The sequence below is a fragment of the Janthinobacterium sp. FT14W genome, from assembly GCF_009208755.1.
Classification (GTDB): domain Bacteria; phylum Pseudomonadota; class Gammaproteobacteria; order Burkholderiales; family Burkholderiaceae_D; genus Janthinobacterium; species Janthinobacterium violaceinigrum.
Window position 1 is genome coordinate 22,052 of record NZ_WFLL01000008.1, and the last position, 25,956, is coordinate 48,007.

25 protein-coding genes are annotated in these 25,956 nt (G+C 63.9%); 13 read left to right on the forward strand and 12 right to left on the reverse strand.

Annotation, left to right across the window (positions count from 1 at the left end; genetic code table 11):
- Positions 1 to 11: 11 nt before the first annotated feature.
- From GCN74_RS07855 to gatC, 5 genes are all read right to left on the reverse strand, one after another.
- Positions 12 to 1,049, reverse strand: a complete 1,038-nt coding sequence (locus tag GCN74_RS07855) for an oxidoreductase (RefSeq protein ID WP_152256147.1) — start codon at positions 1,047 to 1,049, stop codon at positions 12 to 14.
- 97 nt (positions 1,050 to 1,146) lie between these two features.
- Positions 1,147 to 1,359 (reverse strand): TonB family protein, encoded by a 213-nt coding sequence (locus tag GCN74_RS29230; RefSeq protein WP_152256148.1) that lies wholly within the window; start codon positions 1,357 to 1,359, stop codon positions 1,147 to 1,149.
- A 172-nt stretch (positions 1,360 to 1,531) separates the two neighbouring features.
- Positions 1,532 to 3,007 (reverse strand): Asp-tRNA(Asn)/Glu-tRNA(Gln) amidotransferase subunit GatB, encoded by a 1,476-nt coding sequence (gene gatB, locus GCN74_RS07865; RefSeq protein WP_264372876.1) that lies wholly within the window; start codon positions 3,005 to 3,007, stop codon positions 1,532 to 1,534.
- A gap of 48 nt (positions 3,008 to 3,055) precedes the next feature.
- Positions 3,056 to 4,540 (reverse strand): Asp-tRNA(Asn)/Glu-tRNA(Gln) amidotransferase subunit GatA, encoded by a 1,485-nt coding sequence (gatA, locus tag GCN74_RS07870; protein WP_152256150.1) that lies wholly within the window; start codon positions 4,538 to 4,540, stop codon positions 3,056 to 3,058.
- Between the two features lie 178 nt (positions 4,541 to 4,718).
- Positions 4,719 to 5,021, reverse strand: coding sequence for an Asp-tRNA(Asn)/Glu-tRNA(Gln) amidotransferase subunit GatC (gatC, locus tag GCN74_RS07875; protein ID WP_034784699.1), 303 nt, complete (start codon positions 5,019 to 5,021; stop codon positions 4,719 to 4,721).
- A 350-nt stretch (positions 5,022 to 5,371) separates the two neighbouring features.
- Here gatC and GCN74_RS07880 point away from each other — a divergent pair, with 350 nt between their 5' ends.
- The 6 genes from GCN74_RS07880 (at position 5,372) to GCN74_RS07905 (ending at position 12,322) form a co-directional block, all read left to right on the forward strand.
- The gene (locus GCN74_RS07880) at positions 5,372 to 6,415 is read left to right on the forward strand and encodes a rod shape-determining protein (protein ID WP_010393186.1); all 1,044 of its coding nucleotides are present in this window, start codon (positions 5,372 to 5,374) and stop codon (positions 6,413 to 6,415) included.
- Positions 6,416 to 6,518: 103 nt separating this feature from the next.
- Positions 6,519 to 7,592: a rod shape-determining protein MreC gene (gene mreC / locus GCN74_RS07885; protein WP_152256151.1), complete on the forward strand. Its 1,074-nt coding sequence runs from the start codon at positions 6,519 to 6,521 to the stop codon at positions 7,590 to 7,592.
- Positions 7,589 to 8,101: a rod shape-determining protein MreD gene (gene mreD, locus GCN74_RS07890; RefSeq protein ID WP_035824494.1), complete on the forward strand. Its 513-nt coding sequence runs from the start codon at positions 7,589 to 7,591 to the stop codon at positions 8,099 to 8,101. Before mreC ends, mreD begins: the two co-directional genes overlap by 4 nt.
- A gap of 12 nt (positions 8,102 to 8,113) precedes the next feature.
- Positions 8,114 to 10,084: a penicillin-binding protein 2 gene (gene mrdA, locus GCN74_RS07895; protein WP_152256152.1), complete on the forward strand. Its 1,971-nt coding sequence runs from the start codon at positions 8,114 to 8,116 to the stop codon at positions 10,082 to 10,084.
- A 70-nt stretch (positions 10,085 to 10,154) separates the two neighbouring features.
- Positions 10,155 to 11,270: a rod shape-determining protein RodA gene (rodA, locus tag GCN74_RS07900; protein WP_101483784.1), complete on the forward strand. Its 1,116-nt coding sequence runs from the start codon at positions 10,155 to 10,157 to the stop codon at positions 11,268 to 11,270.
- A complete protein-coding gene (locus tag GCN74_RS07905; RefSeq protein WP_152256153.1) occupies positions 11,270 to 12,322 on the forward strand; it encodes a septal ring lytic transglycosylase RlpA family protein in 1,053 nt (350 codons plus the stop codon). Before rodA ends, GCN74_RS07905 begins: the two co-directional genes overlap by 1 nt.
- Before the next feature lie 71 nt (positions 12,323 to 12,393).
- On the opposite strand, the gene GCN74_RS07910 is transcribed toward GCN74_RS07905, so the two are convergent.
- The 7 genes from GCN74_RS07910 to argS are packed head-to-tail and all read right to left on the reverse strand — an operon-like array spanning position 12,394 to position 18,641.
- Entirely contained in the window at positions 12,394 to 13,110 is a 717-nt protein-coding gene (locus GCN74_RS07910; protein ID WP_152256154.1) for an SPOR domain-containing protein, read from the reverse strand.
- A complete protein-coding gene (locus GCN74_RS07915) occupies positions 13,104 to 13,862 on the reverse strand; it encodes a type III pantothenate kinase (protein WP_152256155.1) in 759 nt (252 codons plus the stop codon). Before GCN74_RS07915 ends, GCN74_RS07910 begins: the two co-directional genes overlap by 7 nt.
- A gap of 4 nt (positions 13,863 to 13,866) precedes the next feature.
- Positions 13,867 to 14,661 (reverse strand): biotin--[acetyl-CoA-carboxylase] ligase, encoded by a 795-nt coding sequence (locus GCN74_RS07920; RefSeq protein WP_152256156.1) that lies wholly within the window; start codon positions 14,659 to 14,661, stop codon positions 13,867 to 13,869.
- A 17-nt stretch (positions 14,662 to 14,678) separates the two neighbouring features.
- Positions 14,679 to 15,461: an SDR family oxidoreductase gene (locus GCN74_RS07925; protein WP_152256157.1), complete on the reverse strand. Its 783-nt coding sequence runs from the start codon at positions 15,459 to 15,461 to the stop codon at positions 14,679 to 14,681.
- Between the two features lie 46 nt (positions 15,462 to 15,507).
- Positions 15,508 to 16,179 (reverse strand): thiol:disulfide interchange protein DsbA/DsbL, encoded by a 672-nt coding sequence (locus GCN74_RS07930; protein ID WP_152256158.1) that lies wholly within the window; start codon positions 16,177 to 16,179, stop codon positions 15,508 to 15,510.
- Between the two features lie 9 nt (positions 16,180 to 16,188).
- The gene (locus GCN74_RS07935) at positions 16,189 to 16,911 is read right to left on the reverse strand and encodes an SPOR domain-containing protein (protein WP_152256159.1); all 723 of its coding nucleotides are present in this window, start codon (positions 16,909 to 16,911) and stop codon (positions 16,189 to 16,191) included.
- A gap of 20 nt (positions 16,912 to 16,931) precedes the next feature.
- Complete coding sequence (gene argS / locus GCN74_RS07940; protein ID WP_152256160.1) at positions 16,932 to 18,641, reverse strand: arginine--tRNA ligase; 1,710 nt, start codon at positions 18,639 to 18,641, stop codon at positions 16,932 to 16,934.
- A gap of 376 nt (positions 18,642 to 19,017) precedes the next feature.
- Here argS and rsmB point away from each other — a divergent pair, with 376 nt between their 5' ends.
- The 7 genes from rsmB (at position 19,018) to GCN74_RS07975 (ending at position 25,842) form a co-directional block, all read left to right on the forward strand.
- Complete coding sequence (gene rsmB / locus GCN74_RS07945; protein WP_152256161.1) at positions 19,018 to 20,445, forward strand: 16S rRNA (cytosine(967)-C(5))-methyltransferase RsmB; 1,428 nt, start codon at positions 19,018 to 19,020, stop codon at positions 20,443 to 20,445.
- Between the two features lie 97 nt (positions 20,446 to 20,542).
- Positions 20,543 to 21,049, forward strand: a complete 507-nt coding sequence (locus tag GCN74_RS07950; RefSeq protein ID WP_226938932.1) for a DUF4390 domain-containing protein — start codon at positions 20,543 to 20,545, stop codon at positions 21,047 to 21,049.
- Entirely contained in the window at positions 21,049 to 23,346 is a 2,298-nt protein-coding gene (locus GCN74_RS07955) for a sensor histidine kinase (protein ID WP_152256163.1), read from the forward strand. Before GCN74_RS07950 ends, GCN74_RS07955 begins: the two co-directional genes overlap by 1 nt.
- A 98-nt stretch (positions 23,347 to 23,444) precedes the next feature.
- The gene (locus GCN74_RS07960; RefSeq protein WP_152256164.1) at positions 23,445 to 24,164 is read left to right on the forward strand and encodes a response regulator; all 720 of its coding nucleotides are present in this window, start codon (positions 23,445 to 23,447) and stop codon (positions 24,162 to 24,164) included.
- On the forward strand, positions 24,161 to 24,562 hold the full coding sequence (locus GCN74_RS07965; protein ID WP_152256165.1) for a GTPase: 402 nt from the start codon (positions 24,161 to 24,163) through the stop codon (positions 24,560 to 24,562). The genes GCN74_RS07960 and GCN74_RS07965 overlap by 4 nt, the downstream gene beginning before the upstream one ends.
- Before the next feature lie 165 nt (positions 24,563 to 24,727).
- A complete protein-coding gene (locus GCN74_RS07970; RefSeq protein WP_010393222.1) occupies positions 24,728 to 24,985 on the forward strand; it encodes a DUF3567 domain-containing protein in 258 nt (85 codons plus the stop codon).
- Between the two features lie 77 nt (positions 24,986 to 25,062).
- Positions 25,063 to 25,842, forward strand: a complete 780-nt coding sequence (locus GCN74_RS07975; protein WP_152256166.1) for a class II glutamine amidotransferase — start codon at positions 25,063 to 25,065, stop codon at positions 25,840 to 25,842.
- Positions 25,843 to 25,956: the final 114 nt, after the last annotated feature.

Below are 25,956 nucleotides of genomic sequence, written 5' to 3' on the forward strand. Positions count from 1 at the left end.
CCGGCATCGGATCAGCCGACCGCGAGCACGCGGCCTTCGGCGGCGCTTTGCAGCGCCAGTTCGATCAGGCGTATCGTCGCTGCCGCATCCTCGGCCGCCACGGGCGCCGCTGCGCCGTGGCGGATGGCGTCGGCCATGCCCTGGTAAAAGTCCTGGTAGCGGCCCGCATGTATCTCCAGGTGTTCGACGTGGCCGTCCGGCTGCGTACCCAGGTGCAGCGCGCCGCGCACGGGGTCCACGCCCCAGCCGGGCTGTCCCGGCCTGCCGCCCGCCTTCAGGGCGTCTTCCTGCGGATCGAGGCCGAATTTCACGAAACTGCCCTTGTCGCCATGCACGGCGAAGCGCGCCGTCGGCGCCTTCACCAGGCAGCCCGCCTGCAGCACCACGCGCAGCCGGTCGTAGTACAGCACGATGTGGATATAGTCGACGGCTTGCGCGCCATCGCGCTGCAGGGCGATATCGGCAGACAGTTTTTCCGGCATGCCGAACAGCTGCATGGCCTGGTCCAGCATGTGCGGACCCAGGTCGTACAGCAGGCCGCCGCCCGGCGCGCCGGACTCGCGCCAGCGCTGGCGGATCTCGGGGCGGAAACGGTCGAAATGCGATTCGACGCTGGCGATGCGCCCCAGGGTGCCCTGCGCCAGCAGCGCCTTGATGGTGAGGAAATCGCCATCCCAGCGCCGGTTGTGGTACACGCTGAGCACCAGCTTGCGCTCCTTCGCCACGGCGATCAGGGTTTGCGCTTCGGCGCTGGAAATGGTGAAAGGTTTGTCGACTACCACGTGCTTGCCCGCCTGCAGGGCCGCCAGCGCCAGGCTGAAATGCGCTTCGTTGGGGGCGGCAATGACGACCAGTTCGATGGCAGCATCGGCAAACAGCTGCGCCGGTTCCGCATACACGGTGGCCTGCGGCCAATCCTGGTGCACGAGGTCCGGCTTGCTGGAGGCGACGGCCGTCAGTTCCAGGGCGTCGATGGCGGACAGCACGGGCGCGTGGAAGGTGGAGCCGGCAAAGCCGTAGCCCACCAGGCCGGTTTTGATCTTGTTCATGGCGTATTCACAGGTGCGTGGAAGAATCCATGATCATACCCGCAAGCGGGCGGCGGCAGCGCTGCAACAATGTCGCTGCGATGCCGCCGCTACTGCATTAGTTCAGGCGCCAGGCGTATTGCACCTTGACGCTGGCGCTGACTGGCTTGCCGCCAGCGAGGGCCGGATGGCCGCTGCTTTTGACCACGCTCGACCCGTGGACCTTGCCAGTGGCATCGACATCGAAGGACATGGTGACCGTGCCTGCAGCAGATCGAGTTCGGCTGCCGTCGGTTTCGGGATGTCGTGCGTCTTTGCCATGCTGTTCCATGTTGCCTGAAATTTAATAAGGTTGGAATAATTATTGTAGACAAAGATTTAATTTTCAATACCGCATAAGCGCCTGACATGCATGCTGGAAAATATAGACAAGCTTGTTTAGAAGTATGCTGAACAGGCGAAAAAAAAGACGCCGCAGCGTCTTTTTTTGGGGGGGAGGAAAATTATCCCGCCAGCTTGGCCTTCAGCAGTTCCGTCAGCTGGGCTGGATTGGCCTTGCCTTTCGACGCTTTCATGGCCTGGCCGATCAGCGCGTTGATGGCCGCTTCCTTGCCGGCGCGGTACTGTTCCACCGACTTGGCGTTGGCCGCCAGTACTTCATCGACGATGGCTTCCAGTGCGCCCGTGTCCGAGATCTGCTTCAGACCCTTGGCGTCGATGACGGTATCGACCAGGTTCTCGTCGCTGGACTTGGCTTCCCACATGCCGGCGAAGACTTCCTTTGCCGCCTTGTTCGAGATCGTGCCGTCGGCAATGCGCTTGAGCATGGCGGCCAGCTGCGCGGCGGAGACGGGTGCCTCGTCCAGGTCCACGCCTTCGCGGTTCAGGGTCGACGATACGTCGCCCATCAGCCAGTTGGCGGCGGCCTTGGCGTTTTCCTTGCCCGCCTTGTCGACCACGGCGACGAAATAGGTGGCCATGGCTTTCGATTGCGTCAGCACCAGCGCATCGTATTCCGGCAGCGCGTATTCGCTGATGAAGCGGGCGCGCATGGCGGCCGGCAGTTCCGGCATCGAGGCCTTGACCGTATCGATCCACGCTTGCGAGATGACCAGCGGCGGCAGGTCCGGGTCCGGGAAGTAGCGGTAGTCCTGCGCGTCTTCCTTGCTGCGCATTTCGCGCGTTTCCTTGCGGTCCGGATCGTACAAACGCGTTGCTTGCACGACCTTGCCGCCGTCTTCGATCAGTTCGATCTGGCGGCGCACTTCCACGTGCACGGCTTCCTCGATGAAGCGGAAGGAGTTCAGGTTCTTGATCTCGCAGCGCGTGCCGAATTCCTTCTGGCCGACGGGGCGCACGGAAACGTTGACGTCGCAGCGGAACGAGCCTTCCTGCATGTTGCCGTCGCAAACGCCCAGCCACATGACCAGCGAATGCAGGGCCTTGGCGTAGGCCACGGCTTCGGCGGCGCTGCGGATTTCCGGTTCCGAGACGATTTCCAGCAGCGGCGTGCCGGCGCGGTTCAAGTCGATGCCGCTCATGCCGGCGTAGTCTTCGTGCAGCGACTTGCCCGCGTCTTCTTCCAGGTGGGCGCGCGTCAGGTTGACTGTCTTGGTGACGAATTCGCCATCCTTTTCATAGCCGAAGGTCAGGGCGCCGCCGATGACGACGGGGTCCTCGAACTGGCTGATCTGGTAGCCCTTGGGCGAGTCCGGATAAAAATAGTTTTTGCGCGCGAAGACCGAGTGCGGCGCGACGGTGGCGCCCACGGCCAGGCCGAAGCGGATCGCGCGGTCGACGGCCTGCTTGTTCATCACCGGCAGCACGCCTGGCAGGGCCAGGTCGACGGGGCTGGCCTGCGTGTTGGCGTCGGCGCCGTACTTGATCGGCGAACCGCTGAAAATTTTGGATTCGGTCGTGAGCTGCACGTGGTTCTCAAGACCGATGACGACTTCCCATTGCATAGTGTTCTCGCTTATTTTTGGTAGCGCCGCTAGCCGCGGCGCAAATCTGTTCTTGGTCTGCTCTTAAACGCCGGCAGGGCTGCGCGTATGCCAGTCCGTCACTTGCTGGAACTGGTGGGCCACGTTCAGCAATTTGGCTTCGCCAAAGTAATTGCCGATGATTTGCAGGCCGACGGGACGCTTGCCGTTTTTCTCGCCTTCGCCGAAACCGCAAGGGATCGACATGCCGGGCAGGCCGGCCAGGCTGGTCGACAGGGTGTAGATGTCGGCCAGGTAGTTCGCCACCGGGTCGTCCGTCTTGTCGCCCAGGTCCCAGGCGACGGTTGGCGCGACGGGGCCCATGATGACGTCGCAAACGGCGTTCGGGCCATTCAGGACGGCGTCGAAATCCTGCGCGATCAGGCGGCGGATCTTTTGCGCCTTCAGGTAGTAGGCGTCGTAGTAGCCGTGGCACAGCACATAGGTGCCGACCATGATGCGGCGCTGCACTTCGGGGCCGAAGCCTTCGGCGCGCGACTTCTTGTACATGTCCTGCAAGTCCTTGTACTCGGCCGCGCGGTGGCCGTAGCGCACGCCGTCGTAGCGCGACAGGTTCGACGACGCTTCGGCCGGCGCGATCATGTAGTAGGCGGGAATCGACAGGGCGGTGTTCGGCAGCGAGATGTCGACCAGGGTAGCGCCCAGCTTTTCATATTGCGCCAGCGCGCCGCGCACGGCCGCTTCCACGTCCTTGGCCAGGCCTTCGCCGAAATATTCGCGCGGCACGCCGATGCGCAGGCCCGTCAGCGGCTGGCCCAGTTCCCGCGAAAAATCTTCCGCCACGCCGCCCTGTTCCGGCGACAGGCTGGTCGAGTCGCGCTCGTCGAAGCCGGCCATGGCCGTCAGCAGCAGGGCGCAGTCTTCGGCCGAGCGGGCCATCGGGCCGCCCTGGTCCAGCGACGAGGCAAAGGCGATCATGCCGAAGCGCGAGACGCGGCCATAGGTAGGCTTGATGCCGGTGATGCCGCAGAAGGCGGCCGGCTGGCGGATCGAACCGCCCGTGTCGGTGCCGGTAGCCGCCGGCGTCAGGCCGGCCGCCACGGCGGCGGCCGAACCGCCGGACGAGCCGCCTGGCACGGCGGCCTTGTCCCACGGATTCTGCACGGCGCCGAAGGCCGAGTTCTCGTTGCCGGAACCCATGGCGAATTCGTCGCAGTTGACCTTGCCCAGGGTGACCATGCCGGCCGCCTGGAATTTTTCCACCACGGTGGCGTCAAACGGGCTGGCGTAGTTGGCCAGCATTTTCGAGCCGGCCGTGGTGCGCCAGCCTTTCGTCACGAACAGGTCCTTGTGCGCGATCGGCACGCCCGTCAGTGGCGTGGCCGTGCCGGCCGCGATGCGGGCATCGGCTTCGGCCGCTTGCGCCAGGGTCAGGGCACGGTCGACGTGCAGGAAGGCGTTCGAGGTGTCCGCTTCGATGCGGTCGAGGAAATGCGTCGCCAGTGCAACGGCGGAAATTTCCTTGTTCTGCAAAAGCGTGGACAGCTGTTTGATGGATTTTGTATGCATGGCGTTTCTATTTTTATCTATTCGGCAGGGTTGTTTTTTGTGCACTGCGCCGTTCTAGCGCCTGACAGAAGCGTAGCGAGCGGAAGTGAGTTGTGGCCGAGAAGCGGAGCTGTGCTTTGGCACAGTGAGCATCGGAGGCCGCAAATCGCGACGCGCAGCAGCTTATGTCAGGTGCCAGTTACTCGATCACTTTAGGTACGAGATACAGGCCATCCTGGACTTTCGGCGCCACGGCCTGGTAGGCGTCGCGGCGATTCTGCTCGGTGGCGATGTCCTCGCGCAGGCGCAGGGCGATATTGTCCATGTGGGCGGCCAGCGGGTGGCTCAGGGGGGCCACGCCATCGGTATTGACGGCTTGCATTTGTTCGGCCAGTGCAAAAATCTTGTTCAATTGGGCCAAAGACGTGACGGCCTGGTCGTCGGCCATTTCAAGTTGTGCCAGGTGGGCGATGCGTTTTACGTCGGATAGTGTCAGGGACATGGCGAATGGCGCGGAGTGCCGCGCATTAGTATTAAGTTGGCGTTTTGATAAAACGCGGGTATTTACTGCTCTTTTGCTCACAAAAGCCGAGGAATGCCGCGTAACTCGCGGCTGCAAGAGTCGCACTTTTCCATGGTTTTTGAGCAAATCGCATTCAAATTATAAGGTAGAATGGCGGGTTAATGCGTTGCCGGCGCTGATGGACTGCTGCCGCAGCATAGAAAAGATTGCGCAAGCGCCAAGCGAAACCCGGAAAAATCGCCTTTTGGATTTTCAGGGTGCCTGAAAGCGCCCGCTTTGAAACTCCCCATAAACAGCTTTTGCGCAGCTCGATGCGCTACAGGACACTCATGTTTGGTTTTTTACGCAGGTATATCTCCACCGATCTGGCCATTGACTTGGGCACGGCCAACACCCTTATTTATGTGCGCGGCCTCGGTATCGTCCTGGACGAACCATCGGTCGTCGCCATCCGCCAGGAAGGCGGTCCGAATGGCAAGAAGACCATTCAGGCAGTCGGCAAGGAAGCCAAGCAGATGCTGGGCAAGGTGCCGGGCAATATCGAAGCGATTCGTCCGATGAAAGATGGCGTGATCGCCGACTTCACCGTGACCGAGCAGATGCTCAAGCAATTCATCCGCATGGTGCACGACTCGAAATTCTTCCGTCCATCGCCGCGCATCATCATTTGCGTGCCTTGCGGTTCGACCCAGGTGGAACGCCGCGCGATCCGCGAATCGGCGCTGGGCGCCGGCGCCTCGCAGGTGTACCTGATCGAAGAACCGATGGCGGCGGCCATCGGCGCGGGCCTGCCCGTGTCGGAAGCAACGGGTTCGATGGTGGTCGACATCGGCGGCGGCACCACCGAAGTGGGCATCATCTCGCTGGGCGGCATGGTTTACAAGGGTTCCGTGCGCGTGGGCGGCGACAAGTTCGATGAAGCCATCGTCAACTACATCCGCCGCAACTACGGTATGCTGATCGGCGAACAGACGGCCGAAGCCATCAAGAAAGCCATCGGTTCGGCCTTCCCCGGTTCGGAAGTGAAGGAAATGGAAGTCAAGGGCCGCAACCTGTCCGAAGGCATCCCCCGTTCGTTCACCATTTCCAGCAACGAGATCCTCGAAGCGCTGACCGACCCGCTGAACAACATCGTCTCGGCCGTGAAAAACGCGCTGGAACAGACGCCGCCGGAACTTGGCGCCGACATCGCCGAAAAAGGCATGATGCTGACGGGCGGCGGCGCACTGCTGCGCGACCTGGACCGCCTGCTGATGGAGGAAACCGGCCTGCCGGTGCTGGTGGCCGAGGACCCGCTCACCTGCGTGGTGCGCGGTTCCGGGATGGCACTGGAACGTATGGACAAGCTCGGCTCGATCTTCTCCTACGAATAATCTGACAGAAGGGCCGGAAACCATTCCGGCCTTTTTTTGGTTTTGGCGCCGGCGTTTGACCGGGGCTTGCACGTTGGCGCACTGCGCCTGATTATTGGATGTCATGGAATACAGTCCTCCGCCACTTTTCAAACAAGGCGCCTCCGCCCGCGTCAAGATGATGGTGTTCGCCGGCATTTCTATCGCCCTGCTGCTGGTCGATTCGCGCATGCACGCGCTGACGGCCGTGCGCCAGGCCGTCGGCACCGTGCTGTATCCGGTGCAGATGGCGGCCCTGGTGCCGCGCGACGTGGCGCTCGGCGTCGGCAACTACTTTTCTTCGCTGTCCGCCCTGGAAAAACAGGTGCGCGACCTGAAGCACGAACAGATCGCCTCGGCGCAGATCCTGCAGCAGGCGCAGCTTAATATCGTTGAAAACAACCATCTGCGCAAACTGATGGAGGCGCGCGAGCGCGTGCCCGTCAAGACCCTGATGGCCGAAGTCCTGTACGACACGCGCGATTCGGCCACGCGCAAGATCGTGCTGGACCGCGGCATCCAGAACGGCGTCGAACTGGGGCGCCCCGTGATCGACAACCTGGGCGTGGTGGGGCAGGTCACGCGCGTGTTCCCGTTCACCTCCGAAGTGACCCTGCTGACCGATGAAGAGCAGGCGATTCCCGTGCAGCTGCTGCGCAACGGCGTGCGCAGCGTGGCCATCGGACGCGGCAAGTCCGGCACCATGGAGCTGCGCTTCACGGCCCCCAGCGCCGACATCCAGATCGGCGACATCGTCATTACCTCGGGCCTCGACGGCCTGTATCCGGCCGGCCTGGCCGTGGCGCGCGTGACTCTGGTCGAGCGCAATGCGCACGGCCCGTTCGGCCGCGTGGTGTGCCAGCCGCTGGCCGGCATCGAACGCAATACCCAGCTCCTTATTTTGATGACGTCGCCCGAGATACCTCCACGTCCGCCCGCCGAAGATATCAAGACGGGCCGCAAGATCGCCGGCAAGATGGCGCCGATCAAGGACCCGGCCAAGGAGCCTGCCGCCGCTGCGGCGCCGGCGCCGGCCGCGCATGGCGCAGCCGCACCGGCCGCGAAAGCGCCGGCTGGCACCGCGCCGGCGCCGAAGCCGGCGACGCCTGCACCTGCGCCCGCGCCTGCCGCCGTGCCACCGAAGGAGGCGACACGATGAACCGCCCGCATTACATCCTGCTGCCGGTCAGTCCCCTGTTCATCGGCTTTTCCCTGCTTTGCGCTTTTCTGCTGAATTTGCTGCCATGGGGGCAGTTCGTCGGCGTACCCGATTTCGTCGCCCTGGTGCTGGTCTTCTGGGGTATACACCAGCCGCGCAAGGTCGGCATCGGCGTGGCGTTCTTCATGGGCTTGATGATGGACGTGCACGACTCGACCCTGCTGGGCGAGAATGCCCTGGCCTACACGTTGCTGTCCTACTTTGCCATCATGATGCACCGTCGCGTGCTGTGGTTCCCCATCCTGACGCAGGCGCTGCACGTGCTGCCGCTGCTGCTGCTGACGCAGGCGCTGCAATTGCTGACGCGCCTGATCGTCTCCGGGCGCTTCCCCGGCTGGCTCAATTTCATCGAGAGCTTCGTCGCCGTGGCCCTGTGGCCCTTCGTTACGTGGATCCTGCTGGCGCCGCAGCGCCGCGCCGTGGACCGTGACCACAACCGGCCGATTTGACGGGCGCCTGCCATGACTGAACTGAAGAACACCGAGCGCGAACTGCATTTTTTCCGCATGCGCCTGACCATCCTGGGCGGCCTCGTCTTCGTCTGCTTTTCGCTGCTGCTGGCGCGCTTCATCTGGCTGCAGGTGATCAAGCACGAGGACTATGCGACCAAGGCCGAAGACAACCGCATCGCCGTGGTGCCCATCGTGCCCACGCGCGGCCTGATCCTCGACCGCAACGGCGTGGTGTTGGCGCGCAATTACTCGGCCTATACGCTGGAAATCACGCCATCGAAACTGAGCGCCAGCCTCGACTCGGTGATCGACGAGCTGTCGACCCTGGTGCAGGTCGACATCAAGGACCGCCGCCGCTTCAAGAAACTGCTGGAAGAATCGAAGAACTTCGTCAGCGTGCCGCTGCGCACGCGCCTGACGGACGAAGAAGTGGCGCGCTTCACGGCGCAGCGTTTCCGTTTCCCTGGCGTGGAGGTGCAGGCGCGCCTGTTCCGCCAGTATCCGATGGGCGAAGTGGCATCGCACGTGGTGGGCTTCATCGGCCGCATCAACCGCAATGAAGCCAAGGCGCTGGAAGAGGGCGAGGACGCGGCCAACTACAACGGCACCGACCATATCGGCAAGGAAGGCCTGGAAAAAAGCTATGAGAAGCAGCTGCATGGCACCACCGGCTACGAAGAGGTGGAAGTGTCGGCCGGCGGGCGCGCCATGCGCACCCTGTCGCGCACGGCGGCCACGCCTGGCAACAACCTGATCCTGTCGATCGACATCGAACTGCAGAAGGTGGTCGAGGAAGCGTTCGGCGAATGGCGCGGCGCGGCCGTGGCGATCGACCCGGCCACGGGCGACATCCTGGCCTACGTATCCAAGCCCGGCTACGACCCGAACCTGTTCGTCGACGGCATCGACCAGCAAAGCTGGAATGAACTCAATACCTCGCTGGACCGGCCGATGGTCAACCGTCCCCTGTCCGGCACCTACGCGCCCGGCTCGACCTTCAAGCCCTTCATGGCGCTGGCCGCGCTGGAACTGGGCAAGCGCACGCCGAGCCAGTCGATTTCCGATCCCGGCTTCTTCATCCTGGGCGGGCATACCTTCCGCGACGACAAGGTGGGCGGCCATGGCACGGTGGACATGCACAAGTCCATCGTCGTCTCGTGCAATACCTATTACTATCAGCTGGGCCGCGACATGGGCATCGACGCCATCCACGACTTCATGAAGCCGTTCGGCTTCGGCCAGCTGACGGGCATCGACCTGAATAACGAGAAGACGGGCGTGCTGCCGTCGACGGAATGGAAGCGCAACCGCTTCAAGACGCCGCAGCAGAAAAAATGGGTGGGCGGCGACACGATTTCGGTGAGTAACGGCTCCGGCTACAATTCCTATACGCCGCTGCAGATCGCCCACGCGACGGCCAACCTGGCCAATAACGGCGTGGTGATGAAGCCGCATCTGGTGAAGATCATCGAAGACGCCAGCACGCGCGCGCGCACCCTGACGGTGCCCAAGGAAAGCTACCGCATCGCGCTCAAGCAGGAAAACATCGACACCATCAAGCGCGCCATGGTGGGCGTGACCAGCGAACAGGGCGGCACGGCCGCGCGCATCTTCGCCGGCGTGCAGTACACGGTGGGCGGCAAGACGGGGACGGCGCAGGTGGTGGGCATCAAGAAAAACGAGAAGTACAATGCCAAGCTGCTGGCCGAACGCCTGCGCGACAATGCCTTGTTCACGGCCTTCGCGCCGGCCGACAAGCCGCGTATCGCGATTGCCATCGTGGTGGAAAACGCGGGCTTCGGCGCCGGCGTGGCCGCGCCGATCGCGCGCAAGGCGCTCGACTACTACCTGCTGGGCAAGCGCCCGAGCGACAAGGAAAAGGACACCACCAAGGTGCCCAAGGAAGATGTCGACGAAGTGCGCACCCTGGAAGAAATCACCGACGAGCAGGCTGCCCCGGCGGCGCCTGCCAGACAATAATGAAACGTTTCTTGTTACGAGAGGCGCTCGCCATGGCGGTGCGCCAGACCCCAAGGCAATAAGGAAGCACATGCCCATAAACGAGAGGCGCTCGCTGTGGCGGCGCGCCAAACCCTATCTGGCGGTATTCGATCCGCCGCTGATGATCATCATCCTGATGCTGCTCAGCACCAGTTTGCTGACCCTGTATTCGGCCAGCATCGGCATTCCCGGCAAGATCGAGGATCACCTGCGCAACATCCTGCTGTGCTTTTTCGTCATGTGGGTGGCGGCCAACGTCACGCCGCAGATGATGATGCGCATCGCCGTGCCCGCGTATACGGTCTCGGTGATACTGCTGGTGGCCGTGGCGCTGTTCGGCACCATCAAGCTCGGTGCGCGGCGCTGGCTGCATATCGGCGTGATCGACATCCAGCCTTCCGAATTCCTGAAGATCGCCACGCCGCTGATGCTGGCCTGGTTCTTCCAGCATAATGCGGGCGCCCTGCGCTGGAAGTCGTTCCTGATGGCGGCCGTGCTGCTGCTGGTGCCCGTCTACCTGATCGCGCGCCAGCCCGACCTGGGCACGGCGCTGCTGGTGGTGGCGGCCGGCTTTACCGTGATCTTCCTGGCCGGCCTGTCGTGGAAGGTGCTCGCCGGCCTGCTGATCACCTTTGTTTCCTGCCTGCCCATCGCCTGGTCGCACCTGCATGATTACCAGCGCGACCGCGTGATGATGCTGATCGACCCGACCAAGGACCCGCTGGGCAAGGGTTTCCATATCATCCAGTCCATCATCGCCATCGGTTCCGGCGGCATGACGGGCAAGGGCTGGACGCACGGCACGCAGGCCCACCTGGAGTTCGTCCCGGAGCGCACGACCGACTTCATCTTCGCCGTGTATTCGGAGGAGTTTGGCCTGGTGGGCAATTTGATCCTGATGCTGATGTATTTGCTGCTGGTGGGACGGGGGATGATGATCGCCGCCAACGCCCCCAGTTTTTTCACTCGCCTGCTGGCAGGAGCGATAACTATGATTTTCTTTACGTATGCGTTTGTCAACATGGGCATGGTCAGCGGCATCGTGCCGGTGGTCGGCGTGCCCCTGCCTTTCCTCAGCTACGGCGGCACCGCGCTGCTGACCCTGGGCGTGGCCACCGGTATCCTGATGAGCATTCAGCGCCATCGCAAGCTGGTGCAGACCTGATGCGCGCGCCTGTCGATACCTTCGCCATGCGCGGGCTGAATGTTGCCACACTGCTGGCGGTCTTGCTGACCCTGGCCGCCTGCGGCACCACGCCGCAAAAGCCGCCGGCCAACGTGCCCATGCCGCCGGGCGGCAAGGTCAAGTCCCCCGTGCGCCAGGACCCCACCTTGCCCGCGCTGCCGGCCGCCGGCTCCGGGCGCGGCGGCTACTACAAGGGTGACGGCCCGGGCGACAATCCGCCCGCCAACCTGCGCGACGTGCCCGATGCGGAAGTGCGCAACGAGCCGTATTCGACGCGCTCGAACCGTCCCTATGTCGTGTTTGGCAAGACGTATACCCCGATCACCGACAACGAACCGTTCAAGCAGACGGGCACGGGCACCTGGTATGGCAAGAAATTCCATGGCCAGCGCACCTCGTCGGGCGAAATCTACGATATGTACAAGATGACGGCGGCCCATCCGACCTTGCCGATTCCATCGTATGCGCGCGTGACGAGCATCGACAGCGGCGAGCAGGTGATCGTGCGCATCAATGACCGCGGTCCGTTCCACGCCACGCGCGTGATCGACGTGTCCTACACGGCGGCGCTGAAGCTGGGCTTCCTGGGCAAGGGCAGCCATCAGGTGGTCGTCGAGCGGCTGCTGCCGGCCGACATCGATGCCATCCTGGCCGCCAGGGCGGCGCCCAAGCCGGTGCCTTCCGTGGTCGCCATCTCCATCGATACGCCGGTGGAAACGGGCGCCGTGGTGCAGCCGGAAGTGTCGACGCAGATGCTGCCCGTCGATGCGACGGTGGCCATGCCTGCCCCGGCGGCGCTGGCCAGCGGCTTCTATCTGCAGCTGGGCGCCTACTCGCGCGCCGACAATGCGGAAATGGGGCGTTCGCGCCTGGCGCCCTACGCGGCGGCTCTGGGAACGCTGGGGGTGGTGCAGGCCGGTAATCTGTTCCGCCTGTACGGCGGACCGTTCTCCAGCCGCGCCGAAGCGGCGCGGGCGGCGGCGAATCTGCCGGAATCGACCGGCATCAAGCCTATCGTCATCCAACGATAAGGCACGGGATTGAACCGCAGCGCGCATCGCAGGTGCGCACGGCGCGACGCGCAGCAGGTTTGGTCCGGTGCTTATTTGCAGTTGCGCAGTTCCTGGTCAGGGAACTGCGCCTTGATCTTTTCCAGCCGCACGCGCGTGGCGGCGTCGAGGTCGCGGAAGCGGTAGGCCATCTGCTTGCTGGCGCTGTAGCGCGGCGCGATGCGGGCGCTGTGCACGCCCTGCTTGTTGAGCGCTGCCAGCTGGCTTTGCGCGCTGCTCTCCGACTTGAATACGCCCAATGAAATGCCCCAGCGCTGCGGGCTGCCTTCGTTCATGATGAAGTAATTCGTCACGCCCAGCTGCTTCAATTCGCCCGCCTTGCGGTCGGCGCCTTCCTTGCTGCCCTGCGGCGGGATGTACACCATGTAGCTGGAAATCTCCTGGCCGGCCACGTTGCGGCGCGACTGGCGGTCGCCCAGGTCCAGCGCGACCACTTGCGCTTCGAAGCGGCGTCCGTCAGCCAGCAGGAAATTGCCTACCTCCGTGCAGGCATACGATGGCGGCGGCGCGGGAGCGGCCGGAGCGGCCGTCGCCGGCGTGGCCGGTGTCGCCGCGTCGTCGGCGGCCGGCGGCGCGGCGGGCGCCGTGGCCTGCTCCTGCGTCAGCAAGGTGAGCTTGCCTGCCTGCAGCTGGTTTTTCAGGCGCGCCGGCTCGCGCGTCTCGCTGCGAAAACTGCCCAGATAACCCTGGCCGATGGCCAGCACCAGCAGGTTGACGCCGGCCAGCAGCCAGAAGACGAATTTCAGCATACGTGGTTTCCTTGTGTTCCCGCTGCGCCGGTGCGCGCGGCCGCCTGCAGGCCGATCATGACGATATTGTCCACCAGGTGCAGCGGTACCGCCAGCGCCAGTGCCGGCGCGATGCGCGGCGCGGCGCCGCCCGACAGCAGGCAGGCGCTGGCGCCGTGCATGCGCACGGCCCGTTCGATGGCGCCCGCCTGCGCCGCCAGGCAGCCGGAGAGGATGGCGTCGTCCGTGTTGTCGGCGAAGCCGGCCGGCAGCATGGCGTCGCTGGCGATTTGCGGCAGCTGTGCCGTGTTGCGTGCCAGCGAACTGGCCATCAGTCCCAGTCCCGGCAAGATCATCCCGCCGAGGAACACGCCATCTGCCGTGATGGCGTCGATGGTGGTGGCGGTGCCGCAGTTGGCGACGATGACGGCCTGGCCAGGCGCCAGCGCCTGCGCGCCGATGGCGGCGGCAAAACGGTCGCAGCCCAGCTGCGATGGCGTGCGGTAGCCGTTTTTCAGTCCCGCCAGCTGCGGCTGCGAGCTGAAGTCGCAGGGCGCTACGGGCAGCATGGCGCGCAGGCGCATGCCGATGCCGGCGCCTGCCACGTTCGACAGCAGCGCTGCACTGATGGCAAGGCCGGCCCACTGCGCGGCCAGGGTGTCGATCTGCGCATGCGCGACGGCGCCGCTGGCCAGCCAGCCGCCGGCGGCACTATCGGCGGCCACGAGCGCCCATTTGATGCGCGTATTGCCGGCGTCTATCAGCAGCAGCATGCGCTTACTCCCCCGCCAGGCGCAAGGACACGTCGCCGGACATGACTTCCTGCAGGCCGCCATCGGTGCGCAGCAGCAAACGGCCCAGGTGGTCCACGCCGGCCGCCACGCCTTGCTGCAGCAGCTGGCCGTTGTCGAGGATCTTCACGTGCTGGCCCTGCCAGGCGTGGAGCAGGTTCCAGCGTTCGGCAAAAGGCGCGAAGCCCGTGTCGTCGAATTCGGCCAGTACGCCGGCCAGGCGGCTCAGGAGCGCCGCGACCAGCGTGTTGCGCTCCATTTGCGCCAGCCAGGGCACGGCCGAGACGCTGCGCCCGATCTGCTGTTCCAGCGCATCGGGCATCAGCAAATTGATGCCGCAGCCGATGACTGCCCACACGCCGCCGTCGGCTGCCTGCTGCGTTTCGACGAGGATGCCGGCCAGTTTGTGGCCATCCTTGAGCATGTCGTTCGGCCACTTCAATTGCACCGGCACGCCCAGCGCGGTCATGCTTTCGGCCAGCGCCACGCCGACGGCCAGGGGCAGGCCGACCAGCCCGTGCAGCGGCCCCTTGAAGCGCCAGGCCAGCGAGAACATCAGGCTGGCGTCCGCCTGCGACACCCAGGGCCGTCCGGCGCGCCCCCGTCCGGCCGTCTGCTGGCCGGCGATGCGCAAGGTGGGGCCGGCCAGGGTGGCGCAGCGCGCCAGCAGGTCGGCGTTGGTCGATCCCGTTTCATCGACCACTTCGATGGCCACGTGGGAGGCGCCCGTGGCGCAATGGGCGGCGATGGCCGCGCTGTTCAGGTCTGAATGCTTCGTCATGGTGAGGAGATGGTTTTTTACTGGCTGTCGCCGGATGGCTTGCTGCGCGCCTTGTGCGGCGCGTTGGCGAAGGCCATGTCGTAGACGGCATTGGGCAGCGCGCGCAGCAGCTTGGCGACGACGCCCATCTGCCACGGGATCACGCGGTAGCTGTCGCCGTCGGCGATGGCGCGCGCGGCGCGTGCGGCGAATTTTTCGGCCGGCATCAGGAAGGGCATGCGGTAGGCGTTATGCCGCGTCATCGGCGTGTCGATGTAGCCGGGCGTGATGGTGACGACCTTGACGCCAGCAGGCTTCAATTCCAGGCGCAGCGATTCGCAGTAGCTGATGACGGCCGCCTTCGAGGCGCTGTACGCTTCGGCGCCGGGCAGGCCGCGGATGCCCGCCACGCTGCCGATGCCCACCAGGCGTCCGCTGCCTTGCCGCTGCATGGTGGCGATGAAGGGGGCGAAGGTGGCGACGGTGGCCGTGACGTTGATGGCGATGAGGCGCGCGAAGGCGTCGAGGTCTTCCGCGTGTTCGGTCAGGGTGCCGTACGACACGCCGGCGCTGGCGATGACGACATCGACGCGCCCCGCATGAGCGATGAAGTCGTGCGCCGCGTTTTTCAGGGCCGCGTGGTCGCACACATCGACGGCGTAGGCGCGGTGGCGTTCAGGGTGGGGCAGGGAGGCGATCAGTTGCTGCAGGGTTTCTCCGCGGCGGGCCAGCAGGCCCAGTCGGGCGCCCTGGCGCGCGTACTGCAGCGCCAGGGCGGCGCCCAGTCCGCTCGACGCCCCCGTGATGAAAACGCTGTGCATCAGGCGATGCGCGCGTGCCGGGGCTGCGCCAGGGAGGTAGACATGCTTATTTCTTTTCCGCTTTGGCTTTCGCAACCAGCACGTCCATCACGGTGAGCGCCTGGGCGTTCAGCTGCTCTTCGTTCTTGGCCGACTTGCTGCCTTGATCCGCCTGCGATGGCGAGGTGATGTAGCGGCCGTCGATGGCAATCATGGGCCAGAACGTCACGTTATAGCCTTGCATCATGGCATCTGCGCGGCGCACGCGGGCCGAGATACCCATCGAACGGTAGGTGTCGATGAACTTCTGGCGGTCCACGCCCTGCTTGGCGACGAAGTCGAAGACGGCGTCGTCGGTGTTCAGGCGGTTGCGCTCCACGTGCATGGCGTGGAAGACGCTGGTGTGCAGCTTGTCGATCAGGCCCATGGCTTGCAGGGTGAAGAACAGGCGCTGCTGCGGCGCCACGCTGTCATCGCGCGACACGTGCACGCGCTTGAAGACGATGTTGTCGCCCTGTTTCTTGACCCAGGCAGCCAGTTGCGGCTCGAGCACGTTGCAATGCGGGCAGTAATAGGCGAAGAATTCCGTCACTTCGATCTTCTTGCCCGATTCCGTCGCCTGCGGCGTGGCCAGGGTTTCGTACTCGACGCCGTTCTTCGGCTCGGCCGGCGAGGCCGATGCCCCCATGGCGGCGGTGCACAGGGCGGCGGCGAACAGGACTCTCTTCAGAAAACGCATGCTGGTTCCTTATTTTTGGTTGCGGACGACGGCGACATCGATGCCGTTTTCGGACAGTTTGGTGCGTGCGCGGTTCATCGCTTCGAGCTGGTTGAACGGCCCGATGCGCACGCGGTGCAGCACGCCGGCATCGGTGCTGCGGTCGCTGATGGCCGCTTCGAAGCCGAGCAGCGCCAGTTTGCCGCGCGTGCTTTCGGCGTCCGACATGTCATGGAAGGCGCCGGCCTGCAGATAATAAATCCATTTGTCGCCGGCTGCATCGGCCTTGGCGTCGGCTTTCGTCTCGGCCTTGGCCTGTGCCGCGGGGGCGGCCGCCGGCGTTTTCGGCGTCGGCTTGTCCTTCAGGGTGCCGATCAATTCCTGCAGCGCGTCCGGCGGCGGCGCCTTCGGCTGCTGCACGGGAGCTGGCGCCGGTGCCGGCGCAGCGGGCTGCGTCGGTGTGGTGATTTCGCGTGGCTCCTTGGAGAAGTCGCGCGCCGCCTCCTTGGCCGCTTCCTTGTTGCCGTACATCGGCTTGTTCGGGTCGGCGATCTGGCCGGCCGTCGGTTCGGCCGATTTGCCGGCCTTGGGCGACTTGTCGGTGAAGGGCGAGGAACCCTTGGTGATCACCAGGGCGACCACCACGGCGATGCCCAGGCCGATGACCAGGCCGATGATGATGCCGACCAGCGTATTGCCCTGCTGGCGGCGGACCGGCGTGGCGCGGGAAGCATAAGAGGAAGCGTGATTCATTGACGGTTTGACCTTCGCGATTACATTTTGTTTGGCGCGGACACGCCGATCAGTGCCAGGCCGTTGCGCAGCACCTGGCGCGCGGCGACGACGAGCGCCAGGCGGGCCATCTTGACGGCTTCGTCCTCGACCAGCACTTTTTCTGCGAAGTAGAAGCTGTGCAGGTTGGCGGCCAGGTCGCGCAGGTAGAAGGCGACCTGGTGGGGGCCCAGTTCCGCTTGCGCGCGCGCCAGCATTTCCGGGTAGGCGGCCAGGGTCGCCAGCAGGGTCGCTTCCGTCGGCGCCGTCAGCGGGGAAAGGTCGACGTTGGCAACCGTGCCTGCATCGCCGCCCCAGTTTTCCAGGATGCGGCAGATGCGCGCATGCGCGTACTGCACGTAATAGACGGGATTTTCATCGGTGGTTTTCAGCGCCACGTCGACGTCGAAGACGAATTCCGTATCGGCCTTGCGCGAGATAAGGAAGAAGCGCACGGCGTCGCGGCCCTTGGCGATGTCGCCGCCGCCCGACCATTCGATCAGGTCGCGCACGGTCACGTAGGAGCCGGCGCGTTTGGAAATTTTGACTTCTTCACCGTCCTTCATGACGGTGACCATCTTGTGCAGCACGTAGTCGGGGTAGCCTTGCGGGATGCCCATGTCGACCGCCTGCAGGCCGGCGCGCACGCGCGCGATGGTGCCGTGGTGGTCGCTGCCCTGGATATTGATGGCCTGCACGAAGCCGCGCTGCCATTTCACCAGGTGATACGCCACGTCCGGCACGAAATACGTGTAGGTGCCGTCCGTCTTGCGCATGACGCGGTCCTTGTCGTCGCCGAAGTCGGTGGTGCGCAGCCACAGCGCGCCATCCTGTTCGTAGGTGTGGCCCGCCTTGATCAAGGTTTCGACGGCGCTGTTGACCTTGCCGTCCGCGTACAGCGACGATTCCAGGTAGTAGTTGTCGAACTTCACGCCGAATGCCTGCAAGTCGATATCCTGCTCGTTGCGCAGGTAGGTGACGGCGAACGGACGGATCGAATCGATGTCATCCACGTTGCCGTTGGCCGTCGCCGGCAAGCCGTCGCTGGCCGACACGGTCTTGCCGGCGATGAAGTCGTTGGCGATATCGGCGATGTAGTCGCCGTTGTAGCTTGACTCGGGCCATTCGGCGTCGCCCGGCTTGAAGCCGCGCGCGCGCGCCTGCACGGAATTGGCCAGGGTCTGGATCTGCACGCCCGCGTCGTTATAGTAGAACTCGCGCGTCACTTTGTAGCCTTGCGCGTCGAACAGCGACGACAGCGCGTCGCCCAGGGCTGCCTGGCGGCCGTGGCCCACGTGCAGCGGACCCGTCGGGTTGGCCGAGACGAATTCCAGGATGACCTGCTTGCCGGCGCCTGCCGTGCTGCGGCCATAGTTGTCGGCCTCGCTCAGGATGGTCTTGACCACGGCCTGCTTGGCGGCGGCGGACACGCGCACGTTGATGAAGCCGGGACCGGCGATTTCCACTGCCTCGATCAGGCCCTTGCCGGCCGGGTTGGCCAGCACGGCCGTGACGATGGTTTGCGCCAGTTCGCGGGGATTCTGTTTCAGCTGCTTGGCCAGTTGCATGGCGATGTTGCAGGCGACGTCGCCATGCGATGCATCGCGTGGTCGCTCGAGCACCACGGAAGGCGCAAGCGAAGTGCCGGCCAGGACGGGAGCGAGGGCGGCCTGGAACAGGGCGATGATTTCTTGTTTCTGTTGGGCGAGCATGAGCAGGATGGCGGTGGAACCGCGTTAAGAATGAATAGAATGAATCAAAAAGCAAAACGGACGGCAAGTATCCAAGCCGCCCAGACTGCGTTAATTATACTGGTTTGCTGCCGGGAACAATACGCCGGCCGGCAGTGTGCCCGTGCCGGCGCTTTTCACGATATTATCAGGACGGCATGGTCACGTTGGTGCGCGAAAACATCAACACAGTGCATTCTGCTTGTATATATGCAGTTTTTTGCCGGAAATTGCCCATATCGCTGCAATCGCTTGGGCCAGCGGGCGCCACAAACGCTACAATCGACCCTTTATTGATGACGCGCGGCCGCGTACTTGCCACCATGCCGCCAGCCGCGCGCAGCCACACCGGATAACTATGAACAAGCGCCCCACGCTGAAATTGAAAACCAAGCCGGCGCCAGGCCAGGCTCACGCCCCTGCCGCCGCAAAATTGCGTCCCAGCTACCATCCCGACCTGAAACCGGTCCTGCAGCCAGGCTTCCAACCCGATTTGCGCGCCGACTCGCTGGCGTTTTGCCTGCTGGGCGCCGCCAATGCCGTGGCGCAAGTGCGCACGGGCACGGCCCTGCCGCAAGCGCTGGCCAAGGTGTTTACGCAATCGAACGCCAGCCCGCAAGCGCGCGGCGCCATCCAGGATATTTCTTACCGCACCATGCGCCAGCTGGGCCGCAGCGAAACCCTGGTCGGCCTGATGACGTCGAAGGCGCCCGAGCCGCCGATGCTCGCTGCGCTGCTGTGCTGCGCGCTGGCCCTGATGTCGGCCGAGCCGGGCGAGCAGCCGTACGAAGAATTCACCGTTGTGGACCAGGCCGTCACGGTGGCCACCTCGCACCCTGACCTGGCGCATGCCAAGGGCATGGTCAACGCCGTGCTGCGCCGTTTCTTGCGCGAGCGCGCATCCTTGCTGGAAGCGGCCTTGCAGCAACCTTTGGCGCAATGGAATTATCCGCAATGGTGGATCGACTCGCTGCGCCTGGCCTATCCCCGCGACTGGCAAGCCATTCTGACGGCCGGCAATGCCGTGCCGCCATTGACCCTGCGCGTGAACCGCCGCAAGAGCACGGTCGAAGCGTATCTGGCCGTGCTGGCCGAGGCGGGTATTGCCGCGCGCCAGGTGGGACCGTTTGCCGTGCGCCTGGACAAGCCCATCGGCGTGGCACTGATCCCCGGCTTCGAGCAGGGGGTCGTTTCCGTGCAGGATGCCGGCGCGCAACTGGCCGCGCCGCTGCTGGACTTGCAAGATGGCATGCGCGTACTGGACGCCTGCGCGGCGCCCGGCGGCAAGACTTGCCACATCCTGGAACTGGCCGATGTGCAAGTCACGGCCATCGATGCGGACGCCAAGCGCTTGCCGCGCATCGCGGAAAACCTCGAGCGCCTGGGCCTGGAAGCGACCCTGAAGGCGCAGGATGCGCAATCGAGCGCGTGGTGGGACGGCCAGCAGTACGATCGCATCCTGGCCGACGTGCCGTGCACGGCCTCGGGCATCGTGCGCCGCCATCCCGACATCCGCTGGTTGCGCCGCAAGGGAGATGCGTTCCAACTTGCAACACTTTCATCTAAAATTCTGGACAACCTGTGGCAGATGCTGCGCCCCGATGGTAAATTGCTGTTCGTGACTTGTTCATTGTGGCCGCAGGAATCCGAGGCACAGGCGGCGGCATTTGCGGTGCGCAATAATGCGACCCGATTGACAGCGCCTGGCCAGCTGTTGCCGACTGGCAGCGCGGAGCAGGACCACGACGGTTTGTTCTATGCGCTATTCCAAAAAAATGCGGCTTGAGCGATTCGTCGATACTTTTCCTACGGACACTACCGGCACACTTGTGACAACACGACTCTTCCGACTCCTGGCCCTGCTGCTGATGCTGGTATGTACCATGCCACGCGCGCATGCCGCCGACATGGTCGAGATCACCCGTGCCTACATCGAGTCGAGCGAAGAGGGTTACAAGCTGGCCGCCACGTATTCCTTCGAGCTCAATCACGACCTCGATGATGCGGTACAGCATGGCGTGCCGTTGTATTTCACGACGGAAATCGAACTGACCCGGCCCCGCTGGTACTGGTTCGATGAAAAAGCCATCGTGGCGCGCCAGACCAGCAAGCTGTCGTACAACGTGCTGACGCGCCAGTACCATGTGTCGGGCGGCGGCTTGCAGCAAAGCTTCCCCACCCTCGACGATGCGCTGTTCCTGATCCGCCGTCCCAGCCGCTGGCTGGTGGCGCGGCGCGGCGAGCTGAAAGTGGGGCAGACGTATAACGTCACCTTGCGCATGGGCATGGACCGCGATTACCTGCCCAAGCCCATACAGGTCAATGCCTTCAATAACAGCGACTGGCGCCTGGCTTCGAATAAAAAAACCTTCTTGTATACGGCGGAGTAGTGAGTCAAGCATTGCGCTATCTGCTGGTGGTGGGCGGCGGCATTGTCAGTATCCTGCTGTTCCTGCTGGCGTCGGCATCCGACAATTCCGGCTTTTTCGACCGTTACTACACCTGGCTGCTGGGCCTGAACGCGGCCGTGGCCGTATCCCTGCTGGCGCTGGTGGGCATTTCCCTGGCCCGGCTGTACGCGCGCTACAAGAGCGGCAAGTTCGGCTCCAAGCTGATGACGCGCCTGGTGATGTTGTTCGCCGCCGTCGGCATCCTGCCGGGGCTGGTGATTTTCCTTGTTTCCGTGCAATTCGTGTCCCACTCCATCGAGTCCTGGTTCAACGTCAAGATCGAAGCGGCGCTGGAATCGGGCATTGAGCTGGGCCGTGCCGGCCTCGATGCGGCCCTGGTCGAACTTGACCGCCGGGGCCACAAGGCGGTCGATGAACTGGGTGCCGATCCGGTGGCCGGTCCGGCCGTGCTGACCAGCCTGCTACGCGAAGAGGGCATGCAGAACGTCATGATCGTCAGCGGCGACGGCGTGCTGCTGGCCAGCGCCGGGCCGCACAGCGCGGCCGACTTGCCGACGCCGGCCATGCTGGTGCAGGCGGCCTTGCCGGCTGGCTATGCCTCAGCGGAAGGGGGCCTGGAATTGCACGACGATGGCACGGAGTCGGGCGGCGGCGGTTTCCGCGGGGGCGTGCCGGCGCCGCTGGAACCGGCGGCCAGCCTGCGCCTGCGGGTATTGGTGGCCGTGCCGGGCCCTTCCGTCTCGCCCCGCTACCTGCAACTGCTGCAGGCGGTGCCGCCCAAGCTGGCGACGAATGGCGAGGTGCTGCGCGCCGCCTACAGCGAATACAAGGAACGCTTCGTCGCGCGCGTGGGCTTGCGCAAGATGTACATGGAAATCCTCACCCTGACCTTGCTGCTGGCCATTTTCGGCGCCATCGGCAGCGCTTTCCTGATCGCGGGCAACCTGGCCCAGCCTTTGCTGCTGCTGGCCGAAGGCACGCGCGCCGTGGCCGAGGGCGACCTGTCGCCGCGCCCCATCGTCGCCACGAAGGATGAACTGGGCACCTTGACGCAGTCGTTCAACATCATGACGCGCCAGCTGCTCGATGCGCGCACAGCCGTGGAAAGCAACCGCGCCGCGCTGCAAAACGCCAAGGCCCACCTGGAATCCGTGCTGGCGAACATGTCGGCCGGCGTGATGGTGCTCGACGGCGATTTCAAGCTGGTGACCTGCAATGAATCGGTCGAGCGCATCCTGCAGCATTCGGGCATGAGCATGGTGGGCCAGCCGCTGGCCGATATTGCTGGGATGGAAGAGTTTGGCGGCACCATCATCAGCGCCTTCACGGCGCAGAGCGCGCAATCGGCATCGGGCCGCAACCAGCAGCGCCTGCACTGGCAGCGCCAGATCGAGATTCCGCGCCGCGTGGGCAGCAGTGCCGACGAGCATGACATCACCTTGCTGGCGCGCGGTTCGCGCCTGCCGCTGGAGTCCGGCAGCGGCTACATCGTCGTGTTCGATGATATTTCCGACGTGATTTCCGCGCAGCGCTCGATCGCCTGGGGCGAGGTGGCGCGCCGCCTCGCGCATGAAATCAAGAATCCGCTCACGCCCATCCAGCTGTCGGCCGAGCGCCTGCAGATGAAGCTGGAAGGCAAGCTGGAGCAACCGGATGCCGACTTGCTCAGCCGCGCCACCACCACCATCGTCAAGCAGGTCGATGCGATGAAGCGCATGGTGGACGACTTCCGCGACTATGCGCGCACGCCGCCGGCCGTGCTCACGCCCTTGCGCTTGAACGAGCTCATCGAAGAGATCCTGAACCTCTACCTGCGCGGCGACGATGGCGACATCATCCACCCCATGCTGGCGCCGAACCTGCCCATGGTGATGGGCGATCCCACCCAGTTGCGCCAGGTTATCCATAACTTGCTGCAGAATGCGCAGGACGCCATGGCGGACCTGCCGCCGGACTCGCCGCATCCGCGGATTGACGTAAGGACGGAAGCAATTCATTATCGCAGTGCGGACGGCGGCGTGAATATCGCCGTGCGGCTGGCCATCACCGACAATGGCCCTGGTTTCGCGCCAAAGATCCTGGCGCGCGCCTTCGAACCCTATGTGACCTCAAAGGCGCGGGGCACGGGATTGGGCCTGGCGATGGTGAAGAAAATTATCGATGAACATGGCGGACGCATCGATATCGAGAACCGGGTCGACGGCAATGGCGCTTCGGTGGTCATTTTGCTGTTAAAGTTAGCTCCCGACACTCCTGCCCAGGAATTCCTGGCATGAAGGTCTGGTTTAGTATTTAAAACACTAATAAAATCATAGTTGTCCGCCGTGTGCATCTTGTGCGCGACGGCCGGCGAAATGAGGAAGGCAAGACACGAATGGCAAACATACTCGTAGTGGATGATGAAATGGGTATCCGTGAGTTGCTCTCGGAAATATTGGGCGACGAAGGACATGCTATCCAGCTGGCCGAAAATGCGCAGCAGGCGCGTGAAGCGCGTGCCGCCGGTGCGCCGGATCTGGTATTGCTGGATATCTGGATGCCCGACACCGATGGCGTCACCTTGCTCAAGGAATGGCAGCGCGATGGCTTGCTGACCATGCCCGTGATCATGATGTCGGGCCACGCCACCATCGATACGGCGGTCGAGGCGACGCGCATCGGCGCCATGAACTTCCTGGAAAAACCGATTGCCCTGCAAAAACTGCTGAAGGCAGTCCAGCAAGGCTTGACGCGGGCACAGGAAACCGTGCGCGCGCCAAGCGTGGCACCCCGTCCGGCGGCACCCGTGGTGGCCGAGGAAAGCAGCCATCCCGTGCCCAGCTTTGGCGGCAGTGCGCCGCAACAGCTGATGGTGCGCCCAGGCATCGCCATGCCGGCGGTGGCCGAAGGCCATGGCTACAACCTGTCGTTCGACTTGCCGCTGCGCGAGGCGCGCGATGCGTTCGAGCGCATGTATTTCGAACACCACCTGGGACGCGAAGGCGGCAGCATGACCCGCGTGGCGGAAAAGACAGGCCTGGAACGCACCCACTTGTACCGCAAGCTGAAACAGCTGGGCGTCGAACCGGGCAAGCTGGCCAAGAAAGGCCTGTGACGCCAGCCTTGCGGCGTCCGACGCCGCTGACCCTGGTCAGCGGCGGAAGCGCCGCCGGGCGCGAGGCGGCCATCGCGCGCGCCTTGCCGCCGGACCAGCCGGCCGCCGTGATCCTCGAGGGATTGGCTGACGGTAACGGCATCCTGGCCGACCTGGCCGAGCAAGTTTCCCCTTCTCCATCGTTTCCACTACAACTGTTGCGCATTGCGCCTGGTTGCCTGTGCTGCAGCGGCAATCTCGTATTGCGTGTAACATTGAATCGTCTGCTGCGCCATCCACCCGCGCTCCTGTTCATCAGCCTGGCCGACGCCTCGCACATCGAACAATTGCGCACCTGGCTCACGGCCAGTCCCTACGATGCCCTGCTGGCGCTGCAAGCAGACGTGGTGGTGTCCTGAACGCGTTTTTTGACGTTTTCCTGCTTGCATCACTGCAGTCGCAATTTGCATCTCGTTACAACTCTGTAGCCCGCCGGGTGGCATGGCGCTTGAAATGGCGCCGTATCAACCCCACCTCTGTTCTGACACCGCAGGAGATTCTCCTGCTTGAGCGAAGGATGCAAAATGAACCTGATCTATAACAGCGAACAATATAGCGTCGTGGAATTCGGCGCCGACGTCGACCTGGAAGCCCTGCGTTTTGGCGGCTATGAAATCGTCGACAAGGGCGGCAAGCGCGAAACCTTCATCGCGGGCGTACTTGCCCAGCATTTCCGCCGCGACGTCACGGAATTGATCGCCAGCGAACCCAGCATGGAAGAGATCGATGAATTTTTGGGCAGCTACGATTCCCTCATGAGCCAGCCGGTCCTGTTGCACTAGGCGGATGGCCATCGTCGCCATACCATTCCGCCGGACGGCATGGTATGGTGGCCGTGTTATCCCGCTGCAAACAGATCATGTGCCAACTTCTTGGAATGAATTGCAATGTCCCCACGGACATTGTCTTTAGTTTTACCGGCTTCGCCATGCGCGGCGGCCATACCGATACCCACCATGACGGCTGGGGCATCGCCTTTTTCGAGGACGCCGGCGTGCGCCATTTCGTCGATCACCAGGCGGCCATCGCCTCGCCCGTGGCCGAACTGATCAAACGCTACCCCATCAAGTCGCGCAATGTCATCGCGCACATCCGCAAGGCGACCCAGGGCCAGGTGGCGCTGGAAAACTGCCACCCGTTCGTGCGCGAACTGTGGGGCCGCTACTGGGTGTTCGCCCACAATGGCGACCTGAAGGAATTCCATCCCGTGCTGACGGGCAGCTACCGTCCCGTCGGCTGCACGGACAGCGAGCGGGCGTTCTGCTATCTGCTGCAGGAACTGCATGCGCGCTTTGGCGACGCCCCGCCGGCACTGCCGCAACTGCATGCGGCCCTGGCGGAGCTGTTGCCCAGCATCGCGGCCCATGGCACGTTCAACATGATGCTGTCCAGCGGCGAAGCGCTGTTTGCCCACTGTTCCACCAGCTTGCACTATCTGGTGCGACAACATCCGTTTCCAACTGCTAAACTCTCCGATGAAGACCTGAGCGTGGACTTTTCCCAGGTGACGACACCCCAGGACCGCGTGGCCGTGATCGTTACCCAGCCGCTGACGACGAATGAGCAATGGACGGCGTTTGCGCCGGGCGAATTGAAGTTATTTGTCGACGGGATGGTGCAAGACACGCCGGTAGCCTAATTTGTTGACGACAATACGCTTGATTGCTGCCAAAATACCCACAGTGCGGGCGAAATTCAGCTAAAGTATTGTCAATAGTGAACCTTGATGCGGGCGCCGCGCGGCCGGTGTCAC

Excerpts from the sequence above, each read along its gene's own strand:
- GCN74_RS07855 (WP_152256147.1), bottom strand. The coding sequence starts at position 1,049 with ATGAACAAGATCAAAACCGGCCTGGTGGGCTACGGCTTTGCCGGCTCC.
- GCN74_RS29230 (WP_152256148.1), bottom strand. The coding sequence starts at position 1,359 with ATGGAACAGCATGGCAAAGACGCACGACATCCCGAAACCGACGGCAGC.
- gatA (WP_152256150.1), bottom strand. The coding sequence starts at position 4,540 with ATGCATACAAAATCCATCAAACAGCTGTCCACGCTTTTGCAGAACAAG.
- gatC (WP_034784699.1), bottom strand. The coding sequence starts at position 5,021 with ATGTCCCTGACACTATCCGACGTAAAACGCATCGCCCACCTGGCACAA.
- GCN74_RS07880 (WP_010393186.1), top strand. The coding sequence starts at position 5,372 with ATGTTTGGTTTTTTACGCAGGTATATCTCCACCGATCTGGCCATTGAC.
- mreC (WP_152256151.1), top strand. The coding sequence starts at position 6,519 with ATGGAATACAGTCCTCCGCCACTTTTCAAACAAGGCGCCTCCGCCCGC.
- mreD (WP_035824494.1), top strand. The coding sequence starts at position 7,589 with ATGAACCGCCCGCATTACATCCTGCTGCCGGTCAGTCCCCTGTTCATC.
- mrdA (WP_152256152.1), top strand. The coding sequence starts at position 8,114 with ATGACTGAACTGAAGAACACCGAGCGCGAACTGCATTTTTTCCGCATG.
- rodA (WP_101483784.1), top strand. The coding sequence starts at position 10,155 with ATGCCCATAAACGAGAGGCGCTCGCTGTGGCGGCGCGCCAAACCCTAT.
- GCN74_RS07905 (WP_152256153.1), top strand. The coding sequence starts at position 11,270 with ATGCGCGCGCCTGTCGATACCTTCGCCATGCGCGGGCTGAATGTTGCC.
- GCN74_RS07910 (WP_152256154.1), bottom strand. The coding sequence starts at position 13,110 with ATGCTGAAATTCGTCTTCTGGCTGCTGGCCGGCGTCAACCTGCTGGTG.
- GCN74_RS07915 (WP_152256155.1), bottom strand. The coding sequence starts at position 13,862 with ATGCTGCTGCTGATAGACGCCGGCAATACGCGCATCAAATGGGCGCTC.
- GCN74_RS07920 (WP_152256156.1), bottom strand. The coding sequence starts at position 14,661 with ATGACGAAGCATTCAGACCTGAACAGCGCGGCCATCGCCGCCCATTGC.
- GCN74_RS07925 (WP_152256157.1), bottom strand. The coding sequence starts at position 15,461 with ATGCACAGCGTTTTCATCACGGGGGCGTCGAGCGGACTGGGCGCCGCC.
- GCN74_RS07930 (WP_152256158.1), bottom strand. The coding sequence starts at position 16,179 with ATGCGTTTTCTGAAGAGAGTCCTGTTCGCCGCCGCCCTGTGCACCGCC.
- GCN74_RS07935 (WP_152256159.1), bottom strand. The coding sequence starts at position 16,911 with ATGAATCACGCTTCCTCTTATGCTTCCCGCGCCACGCCGGTCCGCCGC.
- argS (WP_152256160.1), bottom strand. The coding sequence starts at position 18,641 with ATGCTCGCCCAACAGAAACAAGAAATCATCGCCCTGTTCCAGGCCGCC.
- rsmB (WP_152256161.1), top strand. The coding sequence starts at position 19,018 with ATGAACAAGCGCCCCACGCTGAAATTGAAAACCAAGCCGGCGCCAGGC.
- GCN74_RS07950 (WP_226938932.1), top strand. The coding sequence starts at position 20,543 with ATGCCACGCGCGCATGCCGCCGACATGGTCGAGATCACCCGTGCCTAC.
- GCN74_RS07960 (WP_152256164.1), top strand. The coding sequence starts at position 23,445 with ATGGCAAACATACTCGTAGTGGATGATGAAATGGGTATCCGTGAGTTG.
- GCN74_RS07970 (WP_010393222.1), top strand. The coding sequence starts at position 24,728 with ATGAACCTGATCTATAACAGCGAACAATATAGCGTCGTGGAATTCGGC.
- GCN74_RS07975 (WP_152256166.1), top strand. The coding sequence starts at position 25,063 with ATGTGCCAACTTCTTGGAATGAATTGCAATGTCCCCACGGACATTGTC.